The organism is Streptomyces sp. NPDC002623 (genome assembly GCF_053592635.1).
In genome coordinates this window covers 175,663-193,733 of sequence record NZ_JBSFWB010000008.1, presented here as the reverse complement: position 1 = coordinate 193,733, position 18,071 = coordinate 175,663, and the positions used below count along the sequence as shown (strand labels likewise).

Annotated in this window: 14 protein-coding genes; 2 read left to right on the top strand and 12 right to left on the bottom strand. The window is 70.0% G+C overall.

The annotated features are described in order from the left end of the window. Window positions 1-34: 34 nt before the first annotated feature. Together glmS and ACWD4O_RS17070 are read right to left on the bottom strand one after the other, a co-directional pair. The gene (gene glmS / locus ACWD4O_RS17075; RefSeq protein WP_351906683.1) at window positions 35-1,852 is read right to left on the bottom strand and encodes a glutamine--fructose-6-phosphate transaminase (isomerizing); all 1,818 of its coding nucleotides are present in this window, start codon (window positions 1,850-1,852) and stop codon (window positions 35-37) included. Between the two features lie 47 nt (window positions 1,853-1,899). Beyond that, a complete protein-coding gene (locus ACWD4O_RS17070) occupies window positions 1,900-2,157 on the bottom strand; it encodes a hypothetical protein (RefSeq protein WP_351906680.1) in 258 nt (85 codons plus the stop codon). Window positions 2,158-2,343: 186 nt separating this feature from the next. On the opposite strand from ACWD4O_RS17070, the gene ACWD4O_RS17065 reads away from it, so the two are divergent. Next, the gene (locus ACWD4O_RS17065) at window positions 2,344-3,915 is read left to right on the top strand and encodes a purple acid phosphatase family protein (protein ID WP_451280562.1); all 1,572 of its coding nucleotides are present in this window, start codon (window positions 2,344-2,346) and stop codon (window positions 3,913-3,915) included. A gap of 65 nt (window positions 3,916-3,980) precedes the next feature. Here the strand turns inward: ACWD4O_RS17065 and ACWD4O_RS17060 are convergent, their stop codons facing one another. Then, a complete protein-coding gene (locus ACWD4O_RS17060; protein WP_451280560.1) occupies window positions 3,981-4,856 on the bottom strand; it encodes a DUF4429 domain-containing protein in 876 nt (291 codons plus the stop codon). An 85-nt stretch (window positions 4,857-4,941) separates the two neighbouring features. On the opposite strand from ACWD4O_RS17060, the gene ACWD4O_RS17055 reads away from it, so the two are divergent. Then, window positions 4,942-6,549: a beta-N-acetylhexosaminidase gene (locus tag ACWD4O_RS17055; RefSeq protein WP_451280558.1), complete on the top strand. Its 1,608-nt coding sequence runs from the start codon at window positions 4,942-4,944 to the stop codon at window positions 6,547-6,549. A 54-nt stretch (window positions 6,550-6,603) separates the two neighbouring features. Here the strand turns inward: ACWD4O_RS17055 and ACWD4O_RS17050 are convergent, their stop codons facing one another. From ACWD4O_RS17050 to ACWD4O_RS17010, 9 genes are all read right to left on the bottom strand, one after another. After that, the gene (locus tag ACWD4O_RS17050; RefSeq protein ID WP_451280557.1) at window positions 6,604-8,373 is read right to left on the bottom strand and encodes an IucA/IucC family protein; all 1,770 of its coding nucleotides are present in this window, start codon (window positions 8,371-8,373) and stop codon (window positions 6,604-6,606) included. Then, a complete protein-coding gene (locus ACWD4O_RS17045) occupies window positions 8,370-8,900 on the bottom strand; it encodes a GNAT family N-acetyltransferase (protein WP_451280555.1) in 531 nt (176 codons plus the stop codon). The genes ACWD4O_RS17050 and ACWD4O_RS17045 overlap by 4 nt, the downstream gene beginning before the upstream one ends. Then, the gene (locus ACWD4O_RS17040) at window positions 8,897-10,186 is read right to left on the bottom strand and encodes a lysine N(6)-hydroxylase/L-ornithine N(5)-oxygenase family protein (RefSeq protein WP_451280553.1); all 1,290 of its coding nucleotides are present in this window, start codon (window positions 10,184-10,186) and stop codon (window positions 8,897-8,899) included. The genes ACWD4O_RS17045 and ACWD4O_RS17040 overlap by 4 nt, the downstream gene beginning before the upstream one ends. After that, window positions 10,170-11,612: a lysine decarboxylase DesA gene (desA, locus tag ACWD4O_RS17035; protein WP_451280551.1), complete on the bottom strand. Its 1,443-nt coding sequence runs from the start codon at window positions 11,610-11,612 to the stop codon at window positions 10,170-10,172. Before desA ends, ACWD4O_RS17040 begins: the two co-directional genes overlap by 17 nt. A gap of 179 nt (window positions 11,613-11,791) precedes the next feature. Then, window positions 11,792-12,592 (bottom strand): siderophore-interacting protein, encoded by an 801-nt coding sequence (locus tag ACWD4O_RS17030; protein ID WP_451280549.1) that lies wholly within the window; start codon window positions 12,590-12,592, stop codon window positions 11,792-11,794. A 112-nt stretch (window positions 12,593-12,704) separates the two neighbouring features. Further along, on the bottom strand, window positions 12,705-13,760 hold the full coding sequence (locus ACWD4O_RS17025; protein WP_451280547.1) for an ABC transporter substrate-binding protein: 1,056 nt from the start codon (window positions 13,758-13,760) through the stop codon (window positions 12,705-12,707). Window positions 13,761-13,961: 201 nt separating this feature from the next. Continuing rightward, the gene (locus ACWD4O_RS17020) at window positions 13,962-15,122 is read right to left on the bottom strand and encodes an acyl-CoA dehydrogenase family protein (protein WP_451280546.1); all 1,161 of its coding nucleotides are present in this window, start codon (window positions 15,120-15,122) and stop codon (window positions 13,962-13,964) included. Between the two features lie 6 nt (window positions 15,123-15,128). Next, entirely contained in the window at window positions 15,129-16,046 is a 918-nt protein-coding gene (locus ACWD4O_RS17015) for a hydroxymethylglutaryl-CoA lyase (protein ID WP_451280863.1), read from the bottom strand. A gap of 8 nt (window positions 16,047-16,054) precedes the next feature. Next, window positions 16,055-18,070: an acetyl/propionyl/methylcrotonyl-CoA carboxylase subunit alpha gene (locus tag ACWD4O_RS17010; protein WP_451280545.1), complete on the bottom strand. Its 2,016-nt coding sequence runs from the start codon at window positions 18,068-18,070 to the stop codon at window positions 16,055-16,057. Window position 18,071: the final 1 nt, after the last annotated feature.

Here is an 18,071-nt window from a genome sequence, read left to right as displayed (position 1 = left end):
GGCCGCTGCGGGCCGCTGCGGGCCGGTGGGGCTTCTACTCGACCGTCACCGACTTGGCGAGGTTCCTCGGCTTGTCGATGTCCCTGCCGAGGGCCTTCGCCGTGTAGTAGGCGAGGAGCTGGAGGGGGATGCCCATGAGGATGGGGTCGAGTTCGTCCTCGTTCTTGGGGACGACGATCGTCTGGTCGGCCTTCTCCTGGTCCTGGTGGGCGACCGCGATGATCCGGCCGCTGCGGGCCTTGATCTCCTCCAGCGCCGCGCGGTTCTTCTCCAGCAGGTCGTCGTTCGGGACGATCGCGACCGTCGGCAGCGCGGGCTCGATGAGGGCCAGCGGGCCGTGCTTGAGCTCGGAGGCCGGGTAGGCCTCGGCGTGGATGTACGAGACCTCCTTGAGCTTCAGGGAGGCCTCACGGGCGACCGGGTAGCCCCGGACGCGGCCGATGAAGAGCATCGAGCGGGCCTCGGCGAGATCCTCGGCCAGCTTCTCGATCTCCGCCTCCTGCTCCATGATCTCGGCGATCTGCGCGGGCAGCTTGCGCAGGCCCTCGATGATCCGCTTGCCGTCGCGCACGGAGAGGTCGCGGGTGCGGCCCAGGTGCAGGGCGAGCAGCGCGAAGGCCACCGTCATGTTGGTGAAGCACTTGGTGGAGACGACGCAGACCTCGGGGCCGGCGTGCACGTACATGCCGCCGTCGGCCTCGCGGGCGATCGCCGAACCGACCACGTTGACCACGCCCAGCACCCGCGCGCCCTTGCGCTTCAGCTCCTGGACGGCCGCCAGCACGTCGTACGTCTCACCGGACTGCGAGACGGCGATGTAGAGGGTGTCGGGGTCGACGACCGCGTTGCGGTAGCGGAACTCGGACGCCGGCTCGGCGTCGGCGGGGATGCGGGCGAGCTCCTCGATCATCTGGGCGCCGATCATGCCCGCGTGGTACGAGGTGCCGCAGCCGAGGATCTTGACCCGGCGGATCTGGCGCGCCTCGCGGGCGTCCAGGTTGAGGCCGCCGAGGTGCACGGTGGAGAAGCGGTCGTCGATGCGGCCGCGCAGCACGCGGTCCACGGCGTCGGCCTGCTCGTGGATCTCCTTGTGCATGTAGGTGTCGTGGCCGCCCATGTCGTAGGAGGCGGCCTCCCACTCCACGGTGGTGGGCTCCGAGGTGGTGCGGGTGCCCTCGGTGGTGTAGGTGCGGAAGTCGTCGGCCTTGAGGGTGGCCATCTCGCCGTCGTCGAGCGTGACGATCTGGCGGGTGTGGGCGACCAGGGCGGCGATGTCCGAGGCGACGAACATCTCCTTCTCGCCGATGCCGAGGACGACCGGCGAGCCGTTGCGGGCGACGACGATGCGGTCGTTGAAGTCGGCGTGCATCACGGCGATGCCGTAGGTGCCCTCGACGACGCGCAGCGCCTCGCGGACCTTGTCCTCCAGCTTCTCCTGCTGGGAGCGGGCGACGAGGTGCACGAGGACCTCGGTGTCCGTCTCGGAGAGGAACTCGACGCCGTCGGCCTCGAGCTTCTTCCGCAGGTCGGAGGCGTTGTCGATGATGCCGTTGTGGACGACGGCGACCTTGAGGTCGGCCGACATGTGCGGGTGGGCGTTCACGTCGGAGGGGGCGCCGTGGGTGGCCCAGCGGGTGTGGGCGATGCCGGTGGTGCCCTTGAAGCGCGCCGGGACCTTGGCCTCCAGGTCACGGACCCGGCCCTTGGCCTTGACCATCTTCAGGCCGGCCGTCTTCGGGGAGGTGACGACGATGCCCGCCGAGTCGTACCCGCGGTACTCGAGCCGCTGGAGCCCCTCCAGCAGCAGCGGGGCCACGTCACGCTTCCCGATGTATCCGACGATTCCGCACATATATAGGTATCCCCAAGCTTTCAGGTCAGCCGTAGACCGGCCGTGGATCAGCCGTAGACCATGCGGCGCAGTTGCCTGAGCGTGAGCTCCGGCGGTGCGACCGCCCGGTATTTCAGATCCGCCTCGATCCGTTCGAAGATCTCCGCGTTCACCAGGCCCTGGGCCTGGAGCTCGCGGTGGCGGCGACGGACGTAGTCCTCGGTCGTCTCGTCGAAGTAGGCGAGCACGTCCTGGATCACCCGCAGCGCCTCGCCCCGCTGGAGGGGCGTGGACCGCGTCAGATGATCAACAAGTTCGTCGTGCACCCGGTAGATCCTGAGGGACGCGAGCGGGTTTCGCAAGAAACCTGCCCGATTTCGGGCAGGCGCCTGTTAAGAAGCCTTGGGTGAACCTTGAATGTGTTATGAGAGCCTGTTCGTGAACCGTCCATTTGGCGTCTGGCGGTCCGTCTCCCGGGGCGACGAGTTTCAGACGTCATGGACACTCCTCGCATGGGCGTACCCGAGCAGCTCGCCGAGCACATGAGCATGGCGGAGCAGCACGAGTATCTGCGCGCAAGATTCTCCCGCCGCACGATGATCCGCGGCGGTGCGGTCACCCTGGGCACCGTCACGGGTGGCGCGTTCGTGACCGGCGCCGCCGCGCAGGCCGCCGTACCGACGCAGACCCCGAAGACCGCCCCGGCCGCCGAGCACGTCGACGGTTCGCTCGTCGCCCCCTTCGGCCGCCACCTTGCCTTCGGCAACGACCCCGGCACCGAGATCAGCATCTCCTGGCAGGTCCCGCTCCTGGTGAAGAAGCCCTTCGTCCGGATCGGCACCCACGCCTCGCACCTCTCCGTCAAGATCGAGGCCGAGGTGCGCTCGCTGTTCACCCCGGCCGGGGTCGGCGCGAGCGGCAACCACACCCAGTACTACGTGCACGCCAAGCTCACCCACCTCAAGCCCGGCAAGACGTACTACTACGGCGTCGGCCACGACGGCTTCGACCCGGCCGCGCCGCAGTTCGCGGGCACCATCGGCACCTTCACCACCGCCCCCGCGCACAAGGAGCCGTTCACCTTCACGGCCTTCGGCGACGAGGGCGTCGGCTACCACGGCCTGGCCAACAACAGCCTCCTCCTCGGCCAGAACCCGGCCTTCCACCTGCACGCCGGCGACATCGCGTACGCCGATCCGGCCGGCGCGGGCAAGACCGCCGACACCGGCTTCGACTCGCGGGTGTGGGACCAGTTCCTCGCCCAGACCGAGTCCGTGGCCAAGTCCGTCCCGTGGATGCCGGCCTACGGCAACCACGACATGGAGGCCTGGTACTCGCCCAACGGCTACGGCGGCGAGGAAGCCCGCTGGAACCTCCCGGACAACGGCCCCGACAAGAAGAACCTGCCGGGCGTCTACTCCTTCGTCTACGGCAACACGGCGATCATCTCGCTGGACGCCAACGACATCTCCTTCGAGATCCCGGCCAACCTCGGCATCTCCGGCGGCACGCAGACCAAGTGGCTGGAAGGGCAGCTGAAGAAGTTCCGGGCGTCCAAGGACGTCGACTTCATCGTGATCTTCTTCCACCACTGCGCGTACTGCACGTCCACCGCGCACGCCTCGGAGGGGGGCGTGCGCCAGGAGTGGGTGCCGCTGTTCGAGAAGTACACGGTGGACCTGGTGATCAACGGCCACAACCACCAGTACGAGCGCACCGACGTCATCAAGGCGGGCGCGGTCGCCAAGAAGCTCCCGATCGGCGGCACGGCGTACCCCGAGACCGAGGGCGTCGTCTATGTGACGGCGGGCGCGGCCGGGCGCAGCCTGTACGCGTTCACCGCTCCGCTGTCCTACGAGGGCCACGAGAACGAGGTCGACTCGGTCGCCTCCTTCATCAACACCAAGGACGGCAAGGTCAACGAGACCGTCACCTGGTCGCGCGTGCGTTACCTCGACTACTCGTTCCTGCGCGTCGACGTCACCCCGGCGTCGAAGGGCCGCACGGCCACGCTGACGGTGCGCGGCATCGCCGAGACCGGCGAGCAGGTCGACCACTTCACGGTGGCCCGCAAGGCGAAGTAGCTCCCGGCTGCGCCCGGAAGGCGGGGCGCACGCTTCCTGACACCCGCAGGCGGTCCGCTCGCGCCCTACAGGCGCTTGAGGACCGCCTGTTTGGCCAGGGCGAACTCGTCGTCCGTCAGGATCCCTTCCCGGTGCAGCTCGCCCAGTTCCCGCAGCCGGCGCAGCAGGGCGTCGTGGTCGTCCCCGGAGCCGCCGGGTGCGGCGGGGGAGGGTTCCAGGGGCAGGGCGTCGTCGGGGGCGGCGGCCGGATGCGGCAGCCGGGCCTGTACCGCCGCCGCGACCAGCGCCATCAGCGGATCCTTCTTGAAGCCCCACAGCTCGACGGCGTTGGGGTCGTACTTCGGCGGGGCCTTGGTGGGCGCATTGCGCACGGTGAACCGCAGATGGCCGTTCTCCAGGCCGACCGCCGGCTGCCATTCGACGCCCGTGATGTCCGGGAGCCCGATCGTGCGGGCCCCGGCGGCGGACTTCGCGTCCTCCGTCTTCCAGTTCCACTCCAGCCGGACCCGGTCGCCGTCGAAGCTCGCCGTGCCGTCCCCCGCGGCGGCCGTGACCGGCACGGACGGCCCCGGCAGCAGATAGGCGTCCACCGGGCCGGCCGGCACCTGGTCCAGGGTCAGTGCGTGGCGCACCTCGTCCACGACGTACTCGGCGACCCCGTACCGGTCGGACTCCACGGTCAGCTGATACGGGTCGTGCGGCTCGGTCAGCCGGCCGCCGGTGGCCAGCAGCAGCGGATCGGAGCCGTCCCGCAGCCGCAGCCTGAGCCGCCCGGCCTTCTTGCCCTGTTCGAACGAGATCCCCGCCAACGCCCCCAGGGGGACGGTCAGTTCACCCAGCTCCCGGCGCAGCGGCGAGACGCCCTTGTCCCGGCCCGGTGTCAGCCGCAGCGCGTCACCGTCGAAGACCCAGGTGCCGTCCTTCTGGATGATTTCCGCCATGCCGGAGATTGTTCCACCGGTTCCACACGAGAATCGAATGGTCTATACCTAAAGTGGTCTATACCCATTTCGAAGGGAGCCCAGGGTGAAACGGCACCACAGAACGACTCCCCGTACGAGCCGACTTCTCGGTTCGCTGCTGCTCGTGGCGGCGGCCGGCGTCTTCGCCGTCGGAGCGACACCGGCGCCCGGCCCGGCACCCGGGACCGCCACCCCGCTCGCCCGCGTGGTCCCGGCCCCCGCCTCGGTCTCCCCGGGCGGATCCCCGTACCGCATCACCCGGGACACGCAGATCCGGGTGGACGACTCCCGGGAGGTCCGCCGCATCGGCGAGTACCTCGCGGACGTCCTGCGGCCCTCCACCGGCTACCGTCTGCCGATCACCGCGCACGACCGCGGCGGCATCCGACTCCGGCTCGCCCAGGGGCCGTTCGGCGCCGAGGGCTACCGGCTCGACAGCGGCCGCGACGGGGTCACGATCACCGCCCGCGAGCCCGCGGGCCTCTTCCACGGGGTCCAGACCCTGCGTCAGCTGCTGCCCGCGGCCGTCGAGAAGGACTCGGTGCAGCCCGGCCCCTGGCTCGTCGCGGGCGGCACCGTCCAGGACGCCCCCCGGTATGCCTACCGCGGCGCGATGCTCGACGTCTCGCGGCACTTCTTCACCGTCGCCCAGGTCGAGCGGTACATCGACCAGTTGGCCCTCTACAAGGTCAACAAACTGCATCTGCACCTCAGCGACGACCAGGGCTGGCGCATCGCGATCGACTCCTGGCCCAGGCTCGCCGCCCACGGCGGCTCCACCCAGGTCGGCGGCGGCCCCGGCGGCCACTACACCAAGGCCGACTACCGGCAGATCGTCCGGTACGCGGCCTCGCGCTACCTGGAGGTCGTCCCCGAGATCGACCTGCCCGGCCACACCAACGCCGCCCTCGCCTCGTACGCCGAACTGAACTGCGACGGCGTCGCGCCCCCGCTCTACACCGGCACCGACGTCGGCTTCAGCTCGCTCTGCGTCGACAAGGACGTCACGTACGACTTCGTGGACGACGTCATCCGTGAGCTGGCCGCGCTCACGCCGGGCAAGTACCTGCACATCGGCGGGGACGAGGCGCACTCCACCAGCCACGAGGACTACGTGAAGTTCATGGACCGGGTGCAGCCGGTCGTCGCCGAGTACGGCAAGACGGTCATGGGCTGGCACCAGCTGACCGGCGCGACCCCCGCGAAGGGCGCGCTCGCCCAGTACTGGGGGCTGGACGACACCGACGCCGAGGAGAAGGCGCAGGTCGTCAAGGCCGCGCAGAACGGAACGGGGATCGTCCTGTCGCCCGCCGACCGGATCTACCTGGACATGAAGTACACCGCGGACACCCCGCTGGGCCAGGACTGGGCCGGTCTGGTCGAGGTGAAGCGGGCGTACGACTGGGATCCGGGCGCCTACCTTGCCGGGATGCCCGCCTCCGCCGTCCGGGGCGTCGAGGCGCCGCTGTGGACCGAGACGATCGTGACCGGCGCCGACCTCGAGTACATGGCCTTCCCGCGGCTGGCGGGCGCCGCCGAACTCGGCTGGTCGCCGGCGGCCACGCACGACTGGGACGCCTACAAGGTGCGGCTCGCGGCGCAGGGGCCGCGCTGGGACGCGCTCGGGATCTCGTACTACAGGTCGCCCCAGGTGCCCTGGCCGACGAGTTGAGCACGGACGGACGGGCTCCCCGGGGACCGTACCCGGGGAGCCCGTCCGTCTCGATCAGAACCCCGTGACGGGATTCTTCAGGGTTCCGATCAGTTGGAGGGCGCCCGACGGGTCCGCCAGGTCCACCATCTGCTCGTTGTTGCGCAGCTGGAGGCGGTTGAGACAGGACAGGGCGAACTCGGGGGCGAACATGTCGTACTGGCGGAACTTGTCGGCCAGTTCGGGGTTGGCCTCCTGGTAGGCGCGGGTGACGTCGGCGACCGTGCGCCAGAAGTCGTCCTCCTCCAGGATCCCCTCGCGGGCCAGGTCGGAGGCGAGGAAGCGGAAGAAGCAGTCGAAGACGTCCGTGAAGAGGGACAGCAGTTTCTTGTCCTCGGGCACCTCGACGCGGATGCGCCGGACCTCCGGCGGCAGCACCGCGTCCGGGTCCAGGACGGCGATCTCCTCGGCGATGTCCTTGTAGATCGCCCGCTGCACGACCCCGTCCTTCAGCACCAGGATCGTGTTCTCGCCGTGCGGCATGAAGACCAGGTCGTAGGCGTAGAAGCTGTGCAGCAGGGGCGTGTAGTACGCCTGGAGGTAGCGGCGCAGCCAGTCGGTCGGGGCCAGGCCCGACTGCTCCACGAGCGCGCCGGCCACCGACCTGCCCTCGTCGTCCACATGGATCAGGGAGGCCATGGTCGCGAGCGACTCGCCCTCCCCGAGGGAGGCCACCGGGCTCTCCCGCCACAGCGCCGCCAGCATCTTGCGGTACGGCGAGTAGCGGTCCGTGGCCGCCTCGTACTCCAGGTGCCGGTAGCCGACGGCCGCCCGCTCCCGGATGATCGACAGACCGGACGACTTCAGCACCGGGTCGTTGTCGATGAGCTGCGCCAGCCAGTCGTTGATGGCCGGGGTCGCCTCCATGTAGGCGGCCGACAGTCCGCGCATGAAGCCCATGTTGATCACGGACAGGGCCGTCTTCACATAGTGCTTCTCGGGGTGCGAGGAGTTGAAGAACGTCCGGATGGACTGCTGGGCCAAATACTCGTCGTCGCCCTCGCCCAGGCACACCAGGTTCCCGCGCGCGATCTCGGCCGCGAAGGTGACGGTGAGCTTGTTCCACCACTGCCAGGGGTGGACGGGGATGAGCAGGAAGTCGTCCGGGTCGAGGCGCCGCTCGCGCAGCACGGCGGCGAACCGCTCGACGGTCTGCTCGCCCAGCTCCTCCCGCAGGAACGCCTCGTACTCGATGCCGACCCCGGCCGTGAACGCGGCGCGCGACCTGTGGGCGGCCAGCCACACCAGCCGGACCGGGCTCGCCGTCTCCGGCGCGTACGACAGGTACTCGTGGACGCCGAAGCCGAGCCGGCCGTTGTTGGCGACGAAGCAGGGGTGGCCCTCGGTCATCCCGGTCTCGATGGCCTGGAAGCCGCTGCCCACCAGCTCCGCCGACGTGATCCGCGGCTTGGTGAGCTTGTAGCAGGTGCCGGAGAGGGTGGAGGAGATCTCCTCCAGATAGACGGGCAGGATCGCCTCGCTCAGGCCCAGCGTCTTCTTCAGCTCGATGAAGAAGTCCAGCGCGGCGACCGGGAGTTCGACGTCGTCGCGGGTGCGGGTGATCGAGTCGGCGTCCACCTGCCAGTGGTCGAGGGCGCGGCGGACGGCCGTGAAGCGGTAGTACGTCAGCCCGTCGTCGCTGCGGACGACGTAGTGCTGGCCCTGGAGCTGGGGGTCGAGCAGCCGCTCGTGCGCGAACTCGGCGAGGGCCTTGCGGACGAGGAGCCGGTTGGCCTTCTCCCAGCGCTCGGGGGAGAGGTGGGCCACGGCGTCGGAGAGGCTCACGCGGACACCGCCGTCGCCGCCAGGAAGCTCTCCCGGGTGCAGAAACTCAGCAACGCCGTCTTCTCCGGCTTCTGGATCTCCCGCTCGGGCACGAACCCGACGGCCTCGTTCAGGGCGTGGACGGCCGTGTTGGACACATCCGGCTCGACGACGACCCGCCGCACAGTCGGGTCCTCGAAGAGGTGCGCCATCACGGCCGTGATGACGGCCCGGGTGAAGCCGTGCACCGGGGCGCCGGTCGCCGGGGTGAGGAAGTGCATGCCGACGTCGCCGGGCAACGGCTCGTACAGGCCGACCAGTTCGCGGTGGACCGGGTCGTACCGCTCCATCAGGAAGACCGGAACGCCGTCCCGCAGCCCGAGCAGGGCCTGCTGGTGCGGGTCGGCGGCGATGTCCGTGTAGGCGCGCTCGACGTCCACCAGCTCGGCGTCCTGCATCATCCAGTAGGCGGCTTTCGGGTGCGTCAGCCAGGAGTGCAGCAGTTCCGCGTCGCTCAGCGGGTCCAGGGGGCGGAAGGTGAAGGTCATACGGTGAACTCCTGGAACGCGATGGACTTCTCGACCGGGTAGTACTCGCTGCCCAGCAGCTCACGGATGATGTAGCTGTTGCGGTACGCGCCCATGCCGAGGTCGGGGGAGGTGACGCTGTGCGTGTGCACACCGGCGTTCTGCAGGAACACGCCCCGGCCCGTGGTGTCGATGGCGTAGTTGCGGGCCACGTCGAAGTTGCCGTGGGAGTCGTAGCGCAGTCGGTCCCGGATCGGGGCGAGGAACTCCGGCTCGGCGTACTTGTAGCCGGTGGCCAGGATCAGCCCCTGTGAGCTCAGCTCGTAGTCCTTCTCCTGCTCCTCCTGACGGAAGGAGAGGGTGTACGAGCCGTCGGCGTAACTCACGCCGTTGAGCGAGGAGTTGGTGATGAGCCGGGTGGGGACCGGGCCGCCGAGGTTCTTCTGGTAGAGCAGGTCGAAGATCTCGTCGACGAGATCGCCGTCGATGCCCTTGAACAGGCCCTTCTGCTCGGCCGTGAGCCGGTAGCGGGTCCGTTCCGGCAGCTCGCGGAAGTAGTCGATGTACTCCGGGGAGGTCATCTCCAGCGTGAGCTTGGTGTACTCGAGCGGGAAGAAGCGCGCGGAGCGGGTGACCCAGTTCAGCCGGTAGCCGTGGACGTCGATCTCGCTGAGCAGGTCGTAGTAGATCTCGGCGGCGGACTGGCCGCTGCCGACCAGCGTGATCGACTCCTTCTTCTGCAGCTCCGCCTTGTGCTGCAGATAGCGGGAGTTGTGCAGGAAGTCGCCGCCCAGGCCGGCGCAGGCCTCGGGGATGTACGGGGGCGTGCCGGTGCCGAGGACCAGACGACGGGCGCGGAACACCTCGCCGGCGGTCGTCCGCACGACGTACAGCTCGTCCTCGTCGTCGAAGGTCACCTCGGCGACCGTCGTGCCGAACCGCACGCTGCGCAGCCGGTTCGCGGCCCAGCGGCAGTAGTCGTCGTACTCGACGCGCAGCGGATAGAAGTTCTCGCGTATGTAGAACGAGTACAGTCGGCCCTTCTCCTTCAGATAGTTGAGGAAGGAGTACGGTGAGGTCGGGTCGGCCAGCGTGACCAGGTCCGACATGAACGGCGTCTGCAGATGGGCGCCGTCGAGGAACATGCCGGAGTGCCACTCGAAGTCGGGCTTGGACTCCAGGAAGAGACCGTCGAGCGCGTCGATCGGCTCGGTGAGGCAGGCGAGGCCGAGGTTGAAGGGGCCGAGCCCGATGCCCACGAAGTCGTAGGTGTCTTTCACGGGGGCGGGCTCAGGAAGCGCGGTCAAGGGACTCTCCCAGGTACTGCTCGGCATGGCCGGCGATCAGATCGAGGACGGCCGTGATGTCGTCGGCCGTCGTCTCGGGGTTGAGCAGGGTGAACTTGAGGTAGTGGCGGGCGCCGACCTTGGTGCCCGCGACGACCGCGGCGCCGGAGGCGAACAGGGCCTTGCGGGCGTAGAGGTTGGCGCGGTCGATCTCGGCCGGGTCGGTGACGGCGGCGGGGATGTGGCGGAAGACGAGGGTGGACAGAGACGGCTCCACGACGACGTCGAAGCGGGGGTCGGCGGCGAGCAGTTTCCAGCCCTCGACGGCCAGGTCGCAGACCTCGTCGAAGAGCTGCCCGATGCCGTCGGCGCCCATGGTGCGCAGGGTCATCCACAGCTTGAGCGCGTCGAAGCGACGGGTGGTCTGCAGGGACTTGTCCACCTGGTTGGGGATGCGCTCCTGCACCATGCGGCGCGGGTTGAGGTACTCGGCGTGATAGGTGGCGTGCCGCAGCGTGGCCGCGTCCTTGACCAGCACGGCGGACGAACTCACCGGCTGGAAGAAGGACTTGTGGTAGTCGACGGTGACGGAGTCGGCACGCTCGATGCCGTCGATCCGGTCCCGGTACTTCACGGAGGCGAGCAGCCCGCAGCCGTAGGCGGCGTCGACGTGCATCCACGCGCCGTACTGCTCGCACAGTTCGGCGATCTCGGGCAGCGGGTCGATGGAGCCGAAGTCGGTGGTGCCGGCGGTGGCGACGACGGCCATGGGGACGAGGCCGTCCTGGCGGCAGCGCTCCAGCTCGCGGGCGAGGGCCACGGTCTGCATCCGCTTGTCGGCGCCGACGGGGATCGACACGACGGAGTCCTGGCCCAGGCCGAGCAGTTTCGCGGACTTCTTGACGCTGAAGTGGCTGACCTCGGAGGCGAAGATACGCAGTTCGGCGAGCGAGTCGGTTTTGGCCTCCTCGCGGGCCAGCAGCAGCGCCTGCAGATTGGACTGGCTGCCGCCGGAGGTGAACACGCCGTCGGCGGCGGGGCCGAGGCCGATGCGCTCGTTCGTCCAGTCGATCAGTTTGCGCTCGATGAGGGTGCCGCCGGCCGACTGGTCCCAGGTGTCGAGGGAGGAGTTGACGGCGGACAGGACCGCCTCGCCCAGCACGGCGGGGATCACCACCGGGCAGTTGAGGTGGGCGAGGTAGCGCGGGTGGTGGAAGTAGATCGCGTCGCGGAGGTAGACCTCCTCCAGCTCGTCCAGCACGGCGGCGGTGTCGCCCAGCGGCTGGTCGAGGTCGATCTCGTCGATGCGGGGGGCGAGGGCGTCGACCGTGACGCCGGTGAACGGACGTTCGGTGGCGGCGAGTCTTGCGGCCACCCGCTCGACTCCTTCGGTCACGGAGCGGCGGTACTGCTCCGCGGTCGTGTCATTGAGCAGGTGCGAGCGCATGGTGGAGGTCCTCCGGGGAACGGAATCCAAGGTTCCGGGATGCAAACTTAGGTAAGCCTAACCTAACTAAGAGGTTCGAGGCCGTGCCTCTGCCGTGACCGTGATCACGTAGGGGAAGCGCGTGGGAGAGGCGCGTGGGAGAGGTGCGTGGGAGAGGTGCGGAGGGGAAGGCGCCCCGGCTACTCGGCCGCGCGCAGCTCTTCCTCGCTCATCCCCAGCCGCCAGTACCCGACGAAGGTGACGCGACGCCGGTCGATCCCGCGCTCACCGACGAAGTGCCGGCGCAGCGCCTTCACGGACCCCGACTCGCCGGCGATCCAGACGTAGGGGTGTCCGGCTTCGGGGAGCAGGGCGGCGCGGAGCGCGTCCAGGGAGCGGCCGGCGTGCAGCCAGGTCACCTCGGCGTCCGCCGGCGAGGCCAACTCGTGGACGTTCCCGGAGTCGTGGGCCTCGATCCACGCCCGCACCCGCAGCCCCGCGGGCAGCGACTCCAGGATGGACGAGACGGCGGGCAGGGCGGTCTCGTCGCCCCACAGCACGACCAGGTCGGTGTCCGCGGGGGGCCGGAACCGGATCGCCCGGTTGTCGGCGACGGCCGGCCCCAGCACGACGACCCGGTCCCCGGCCGCGGCCCGGTAGGCCCACTCGGCGGCGGGACCGGCGGGGGTGTGCAGCACGAAGTCGATGTCGATCTCGTCGGGATCGCGCCGCAGCGCCCGCAGGGTGTACGACCGCATCACGGCCCGTACGTCGTCCGGCAGTTCCCGCCATCCCTGCCACCATCCGTCCCCGAGCTCGACGGGAACCCGCGGCTCGACCTGCCCCGGCGGCGGGATGAACAACGACAGGGACTGATCGAACCCGTCGGAGAAGAAGTGCTGCAGATCGTCCCCGGCGAAACTGACCCGAACAAGCGAGGACCCGACCCGCCGAACCCTGACGACCTGGAGGGAGAAGAACCGGAAGGGGTCGGTACTCACGGGGGGCAACTCCTGAAACATGGGGCTGGGCAGGGCTTTAAAGGGGCGCGGGGAACTGCGCGACCAGCCACAACGGACCCGCAGTCAACCCACAACCTCAACTCACCCGACTTCAGGCAACCTTCTTCGCGTTCTCAAGAGCCTCAGCAAGGTTCTCCAGCAGCGGCACGCACTTCGCATACGACAGAATCGGCTCCGGCGACCGCGCGATGACCTGCCCGGCCTTCACCGCAGGCAACTGCTTCCACGTCGCCTCGGTGATCGCCGAAGGCTGGATCGTCGACGAGCGGTCGTCCATCATGATGATGTCCGCCGCGTACTTGTCGACGTTCTCCCAGCTCAGCGACTCGTACCAGCCGCCACCCTGCGCCTTCGCGCTCTCCGGTGGCTCGACGAAGTTCACGCCGAGGGCCTTGAAGTACTCCAGGTCGATGGAGAGGTTGGTGCCGGAGACGTAGAACAGGTCGGCGCTCGCGGAACCGGCCATCACCTTGATGTCGGGCTTGGCCTTCGCGGCGGCGCGCAGCCGGGCGGCCGCGTCCTCGAACTTCTTCTTGGCGTCGGTGGCGGCGGCCGCGGTCAGGTCCGCGCCGAGGGACTCCGCCAGCTCCCACATGCGCTCCAGCGGAGCGGTCAGCTGGCGGTCGTAGACGGAGACGCCGACGCTCGGGGCGAGCTTGGCGATCTTGTCCTTGGAGGCCTCGGGGACGTACCAGAGGGTGCCGGCGTTGTCGAACATCGTGGAGATGAGCACGTCGGGCGCGAGGGCCGCGTACTTCTCGACGCTGAACTCGTCCCAGACGTTGCCGAGGATCGTCACCTTGGTGACGTCCATGTCGCCGGCCTGGACGTCCGCCTTGCCGTCGGTGGTCCTGGTCGGGCCGAAGACGCCCTTGACCTGGATGCCGTAGTCGTAGAGGGCGGCGCCGGCGCCGGTGAACGCGACGATGTTCGCGGGGATCTTGTCGAGCTTCACCGTGGTGCCGCGGTCGTCCTTGAACGTCCAGGGGCCGGACTTGGCCGAGGCGCTCGCCGACGAGGACGATTCCGAGCCGCTGCTGCTCGCGTCCTCGTCCCCGCAGGCGGCGAGCACGGCACCGAGGCCGAGGGCGCCGCCGGCGGCGAGGATGCCACGACGGGTGGGACGAGCGGCTCTGGCGTTGGACATGTGTCTGGCTACCTTCGAACGGGGTGGATCACCCGGGGACGATTCGGAACGAAGGTTAGCCTAACCTCAGCTCGCGTCCAGGGGGTGCCCGCTCTCTGTGCCATACCTGTGTATTGAAGGTGTGGAGGGTTTCGGGAGACTGTTTCAGCTACGAGATCGTCGATGGCCCCGCGGAAGCGAAGACGCGCGGGGCCCGCGCGGTCAGCCGGTCAACCCCAACTCGCGGGCGATCAGCATCCGTTGCACCTCGCTCGTGCCCTCCCCGATCTCCAGGATCTTGGAGTCGCGCCACATCCGGGCCACCGGGTACTCGTTCATGAAGCCGTAGCCGCCGTGGACCTGGGTCGCGTCGCGGGCGTTGTCGACGGCGATCGTCGACGAGTACAGCTTCGCCAGGGCGGCCTCCTTCTTGAAGGGGTCGCCGGCCACCAGCCGCGAGGCCGCGTCCCGCCAGGCGAGGCGAGCGGTGTGCGCCTTCATCTCCATGTCGGCGATCTTGAACTGGATGGCCTGGTTGGCGCCGATCGGACGGCCGAACGCCTCCCGTTCCTTGGCGTACTTCACCGACTCGTCCACACAGCCCTGCGCCAGCCCGGTCGCCAGGGCCGCGATGGCGATACGGCCCTCGTCGAGGATCCGCAGGAACTGCGCGTACCCGCGGCCCTGCTCGCCCAGCAGGTTCGCCGCCGGGACGCGGACCTCGGAGAAGGACAGCTCACGGGTGTCGGAGGCGTTCCAGCCGACCTTCGAGTAGGGGGCCGCGACCGTGAAGCCCGGGGTGCCGGACGGGACGATGATCGCCGAGATCAGCGGCCGGCCGTCCGGCTTGCGGCCGGTCACCGCCGTGACCGTGACCAACCCGGTGATGTCGGTGCCCGAGTTGGTGATGAAGCACTTGGTGCCGTTGATCACCCACTCGTCCGTGTCAGGGTCGAGACGGGCCGTGGTGCGCGTGGCTCCCGCGTCGCTGCCGCCGTCCGGCTCGGTCAGGCCGAACGCGCCCAGCAGCTCGCCGGAGCACAGCCGCGGCAGCCACTCGCGCTTCTGCTCCGGCGTGCCGAAGACATGGATCGGCATGGCGCCCAGCGAGACGCCCGCCTCCAGGGTGATCGCCACGGAGGAGTCGACGCGGGCGAGTTCCTCCAGCGCGATGCCGAGCGCGAGGTAGTCGCCGCCCATGCCGCCGTACTCCTCCGGGAACGGCAGCCCGAACAGGCCCATGCGGCCCATCTCGCGGACGATCTCGTAGGGGAACTCGTGGCGCTCGTAGAAGTCGCCGATCTTCGGCGCGACGACGTCGTGCGCGAACTCCTCGACCGTACGGCGGAGTTCTTCCAGCTCGGGGGAGAGACGGTGGTCCATGGTCGTTCACTCCTGGTGGGAGAGGGCGCGGACGGTACGGGACGGGCTGGGTCGGCCCAGTCGGGCGGCCATCCACTCGCTTGTGGCGACGAGACGGCCGAGGTCGACCCCGGTGTCGATGCCGAGGCCCTGCAGCATCCACACGAGGTCTTCGGTGGCGAGATTGCCGGTGGCGGACTTGGCGTAGGGGCAGCCGCCGAGACCGCCCGCCGAGGCGTCGACGACGGTGACGCCGTGCTGGAGCGCGGCGAGGGTGTTGGCGAGCGCCTGGCCGTAGGTGTCGTGGAAGTGCACGGCCAACGCGCCCGTGGGGACGCCCTGTTCGTTCAGCGCGGTCAGCAGCGCCCGGACGTGCCCCGCGGTGGCCACGCCGATGGTGTCGCCCAGGCTCAACTCGTCGCAGCCCAGGTCGAGCAGGGCGCGGCAGACCCGGACGACCTGGTCGACCGGGACCGCGCCCTCCCACGGGTCGCCGAAGCACATGGAGAGATAGCCGCGCACCCATGCGCCCTGCGCCTTCGCCCGGGCCACCACCGGTTCGAACATGGCCAGCGCCTCGTCCACCGTGCGGTTGAGGTTGGCCTTCGCGAAGGACTCGGTGGCGCTGGCGAACACGGCGACGCGCTGTGCGCCCAGCGCGAGGGCGCGGTCCAGCCCGCGTTCGTTCGGCACGAGGACCGGCAGTGCCACCGGCAGTTCGGACACCAGCGGGAACAGCTGCTCGGCGTCGGCGAGTTGGGGCACCCACTCGGGGTGGACGAAGCTGGTGGCCTCGATGGTGCTGAGGCCGGCTTCGGCGAGGCGGTGGACGAACTCCGCCTTGACGGCCGTCGGCACGGTCGACTTCTCGTTCTGCAGGCCGTCGCGTGGGCCGACCTCGTGGATGCGCACCCGCGCGGGCAGCTCCGGGGCCGGTACGACCATGGGCAGTGTCACTGGTCCTCCTCCGCCGGGGTGATCACGGCCAGCACCTGGTCCATGGCGACCGTCGTGCCCGGGGTCACGTCGAGTTCGGCGACCGTGCCGGCGTGCGGGGCGGAGATGACGTGCTCCATCTTCATCGCCTCGACGACCAGCAGACTCTGCCCCGCGGCCACTTCGTCCCCCACCGCCACCTTGACGACCGTGACGGTGCCGGGCATGGGCGCGGTGAGCGAGTCCGCGCCCGCGTGGGCCCCGCGGGTGAGGGAGGCGGCGACGGGGTCGTGGTCGCGCACCTGCCAGGCGTCGCCGTCCCGGCCGAGCCAGGTGCCGTCCGGGAGCGCGGTGAAGGTGTGCGTGACGCCGTCGAGCAGACAGGTGAACCGGGCGTCCCCGCCGGGCCGCGGGGGCAGGCCCCCGGAACCCCGGCGCGGGGCGGCCTCCCCGGCCACCAGCACCTCGGCCCCGCCGTCGGCCGTGCCGCGGACGCGGACAGTCACCGGGTCGTGCCCCGGCACCTGCAGATGGTGTGCCGTCCAGGCCCGCTCGCCCCCCAGACGCCAGCCGTCCGCGGCCGAGAAGGGGTCCGCCCAGCCGGCGTCGGGCACCGGGGTGAGCGCGGCGTGGCGCAGCAGCGCTGCCGCCGCGTAGACCTCCCCCGGCACCTCCGAGGCGACCAGCTCGTCCACCACCCGCTCCACCAGCCCGGTGTCCAACTCGCCCGCCACGACCGCCGGATGGGCCAGCAGCCGGCGCAGGAAGCCCGCGTTGGTCGGCACGCCCAGCGTGACCGTCTCCGCGAGGGCCGCCCGGAGTTTTCTGAGCGCGGTCTCCCGGTCGGGGCCGTAGGCGATCACCTTGGACAGCATCGGGTCGTACAGGCTGCCGACCTCCGTGCCCTCGCTGAGCCCGGAGTCGGTGCGGACGCCGTCGCCCTGGGGCTCGCGCAGCCGCAGGACCGTCCCGCCGGAGGGGAGGAACCCGCGCGCGCCCTCTTTGACGGACACGGTCTCGGCGCAGATCCGCGCCTCGACCGCGTGCCCGGTCAGCCGGACGTCCTCCTGTCCGAAGGACAGGGGCTCGCCGGCCGCCACCCGCAGCTGCCACTCCACCAGATCGAGCCCGGTGACCAGCTCCGTCACCGGATGCTCCACCTGGAGGCGGGTGTTCATCTCCATGAAGTGGTAGGACGACGGGTCGACGCCCGGCACGATGAACTCCACCGTGCCCGCGCCCCGGTACCCGCAGGAGCGGGCCGCCTGGACCGCCGCCTCGCCCATCGCGGCCCGGGTCCGCTCGTCGAGCAGCACGCTCGGCGCCTCCTCGACGACCTTCTGGTGCCGCCGCTGCAACGAGCACTCGCGCTCGCCGAGGTGGACGACGTTCCCGTGGCCGTCGGCCAGGATCTGGATCTCGATGTGCCGGGGGCGGTCCACCCAGCGCTCGACGAGGAGCGTGTCGTCGCCGAAGGAGGCGCGGGCCTCGCGGCGGGCGGCGGCGATCTCCTCGTCCAGCACGGTCAGATCCCGCACCAGACGCATGCCCTTGCCGCCCCCGCCGGCCGACGGCTTGAGCAGCACGGGCGCGCCCAGCTCGCGGGCGGCGGCGGCCAGGTCCGGGTCACGCCCGCCGGGGACCACCGGCACCCCGGCGGCCTGCACGGTCTCCTTGGCGCGGATCTTGTCGCCCATCAGGGCGATCGCGTCGGCGGGCGGTCCGACGAAGACCAGCCCCGCCTCCTCGCAGGCGCGTGCGAAGGCCGCGTTCTCCGCGAGGAAGCCGTACCCGGGGTGGACGGCCTGCGCGCCGGTGCGGGCCGCCGCCTCCAACAGCCGCTCGGCCGACAGATAGCTCTGCGCCGCGGGCGCCGGTCCGATCCGGACCGCCGTGTCGGCCTCCCGGACGTGCCGGGCGTCCGCGTCGGCGTCGGAGAAGACGGCTGCCGAGCGCACGCCGAGCGCCCGGAGCGTGCGGATGACCCGGACGGCGATCTCGCCCCGGTTGGCCACCAACACCGTTTCGAACATG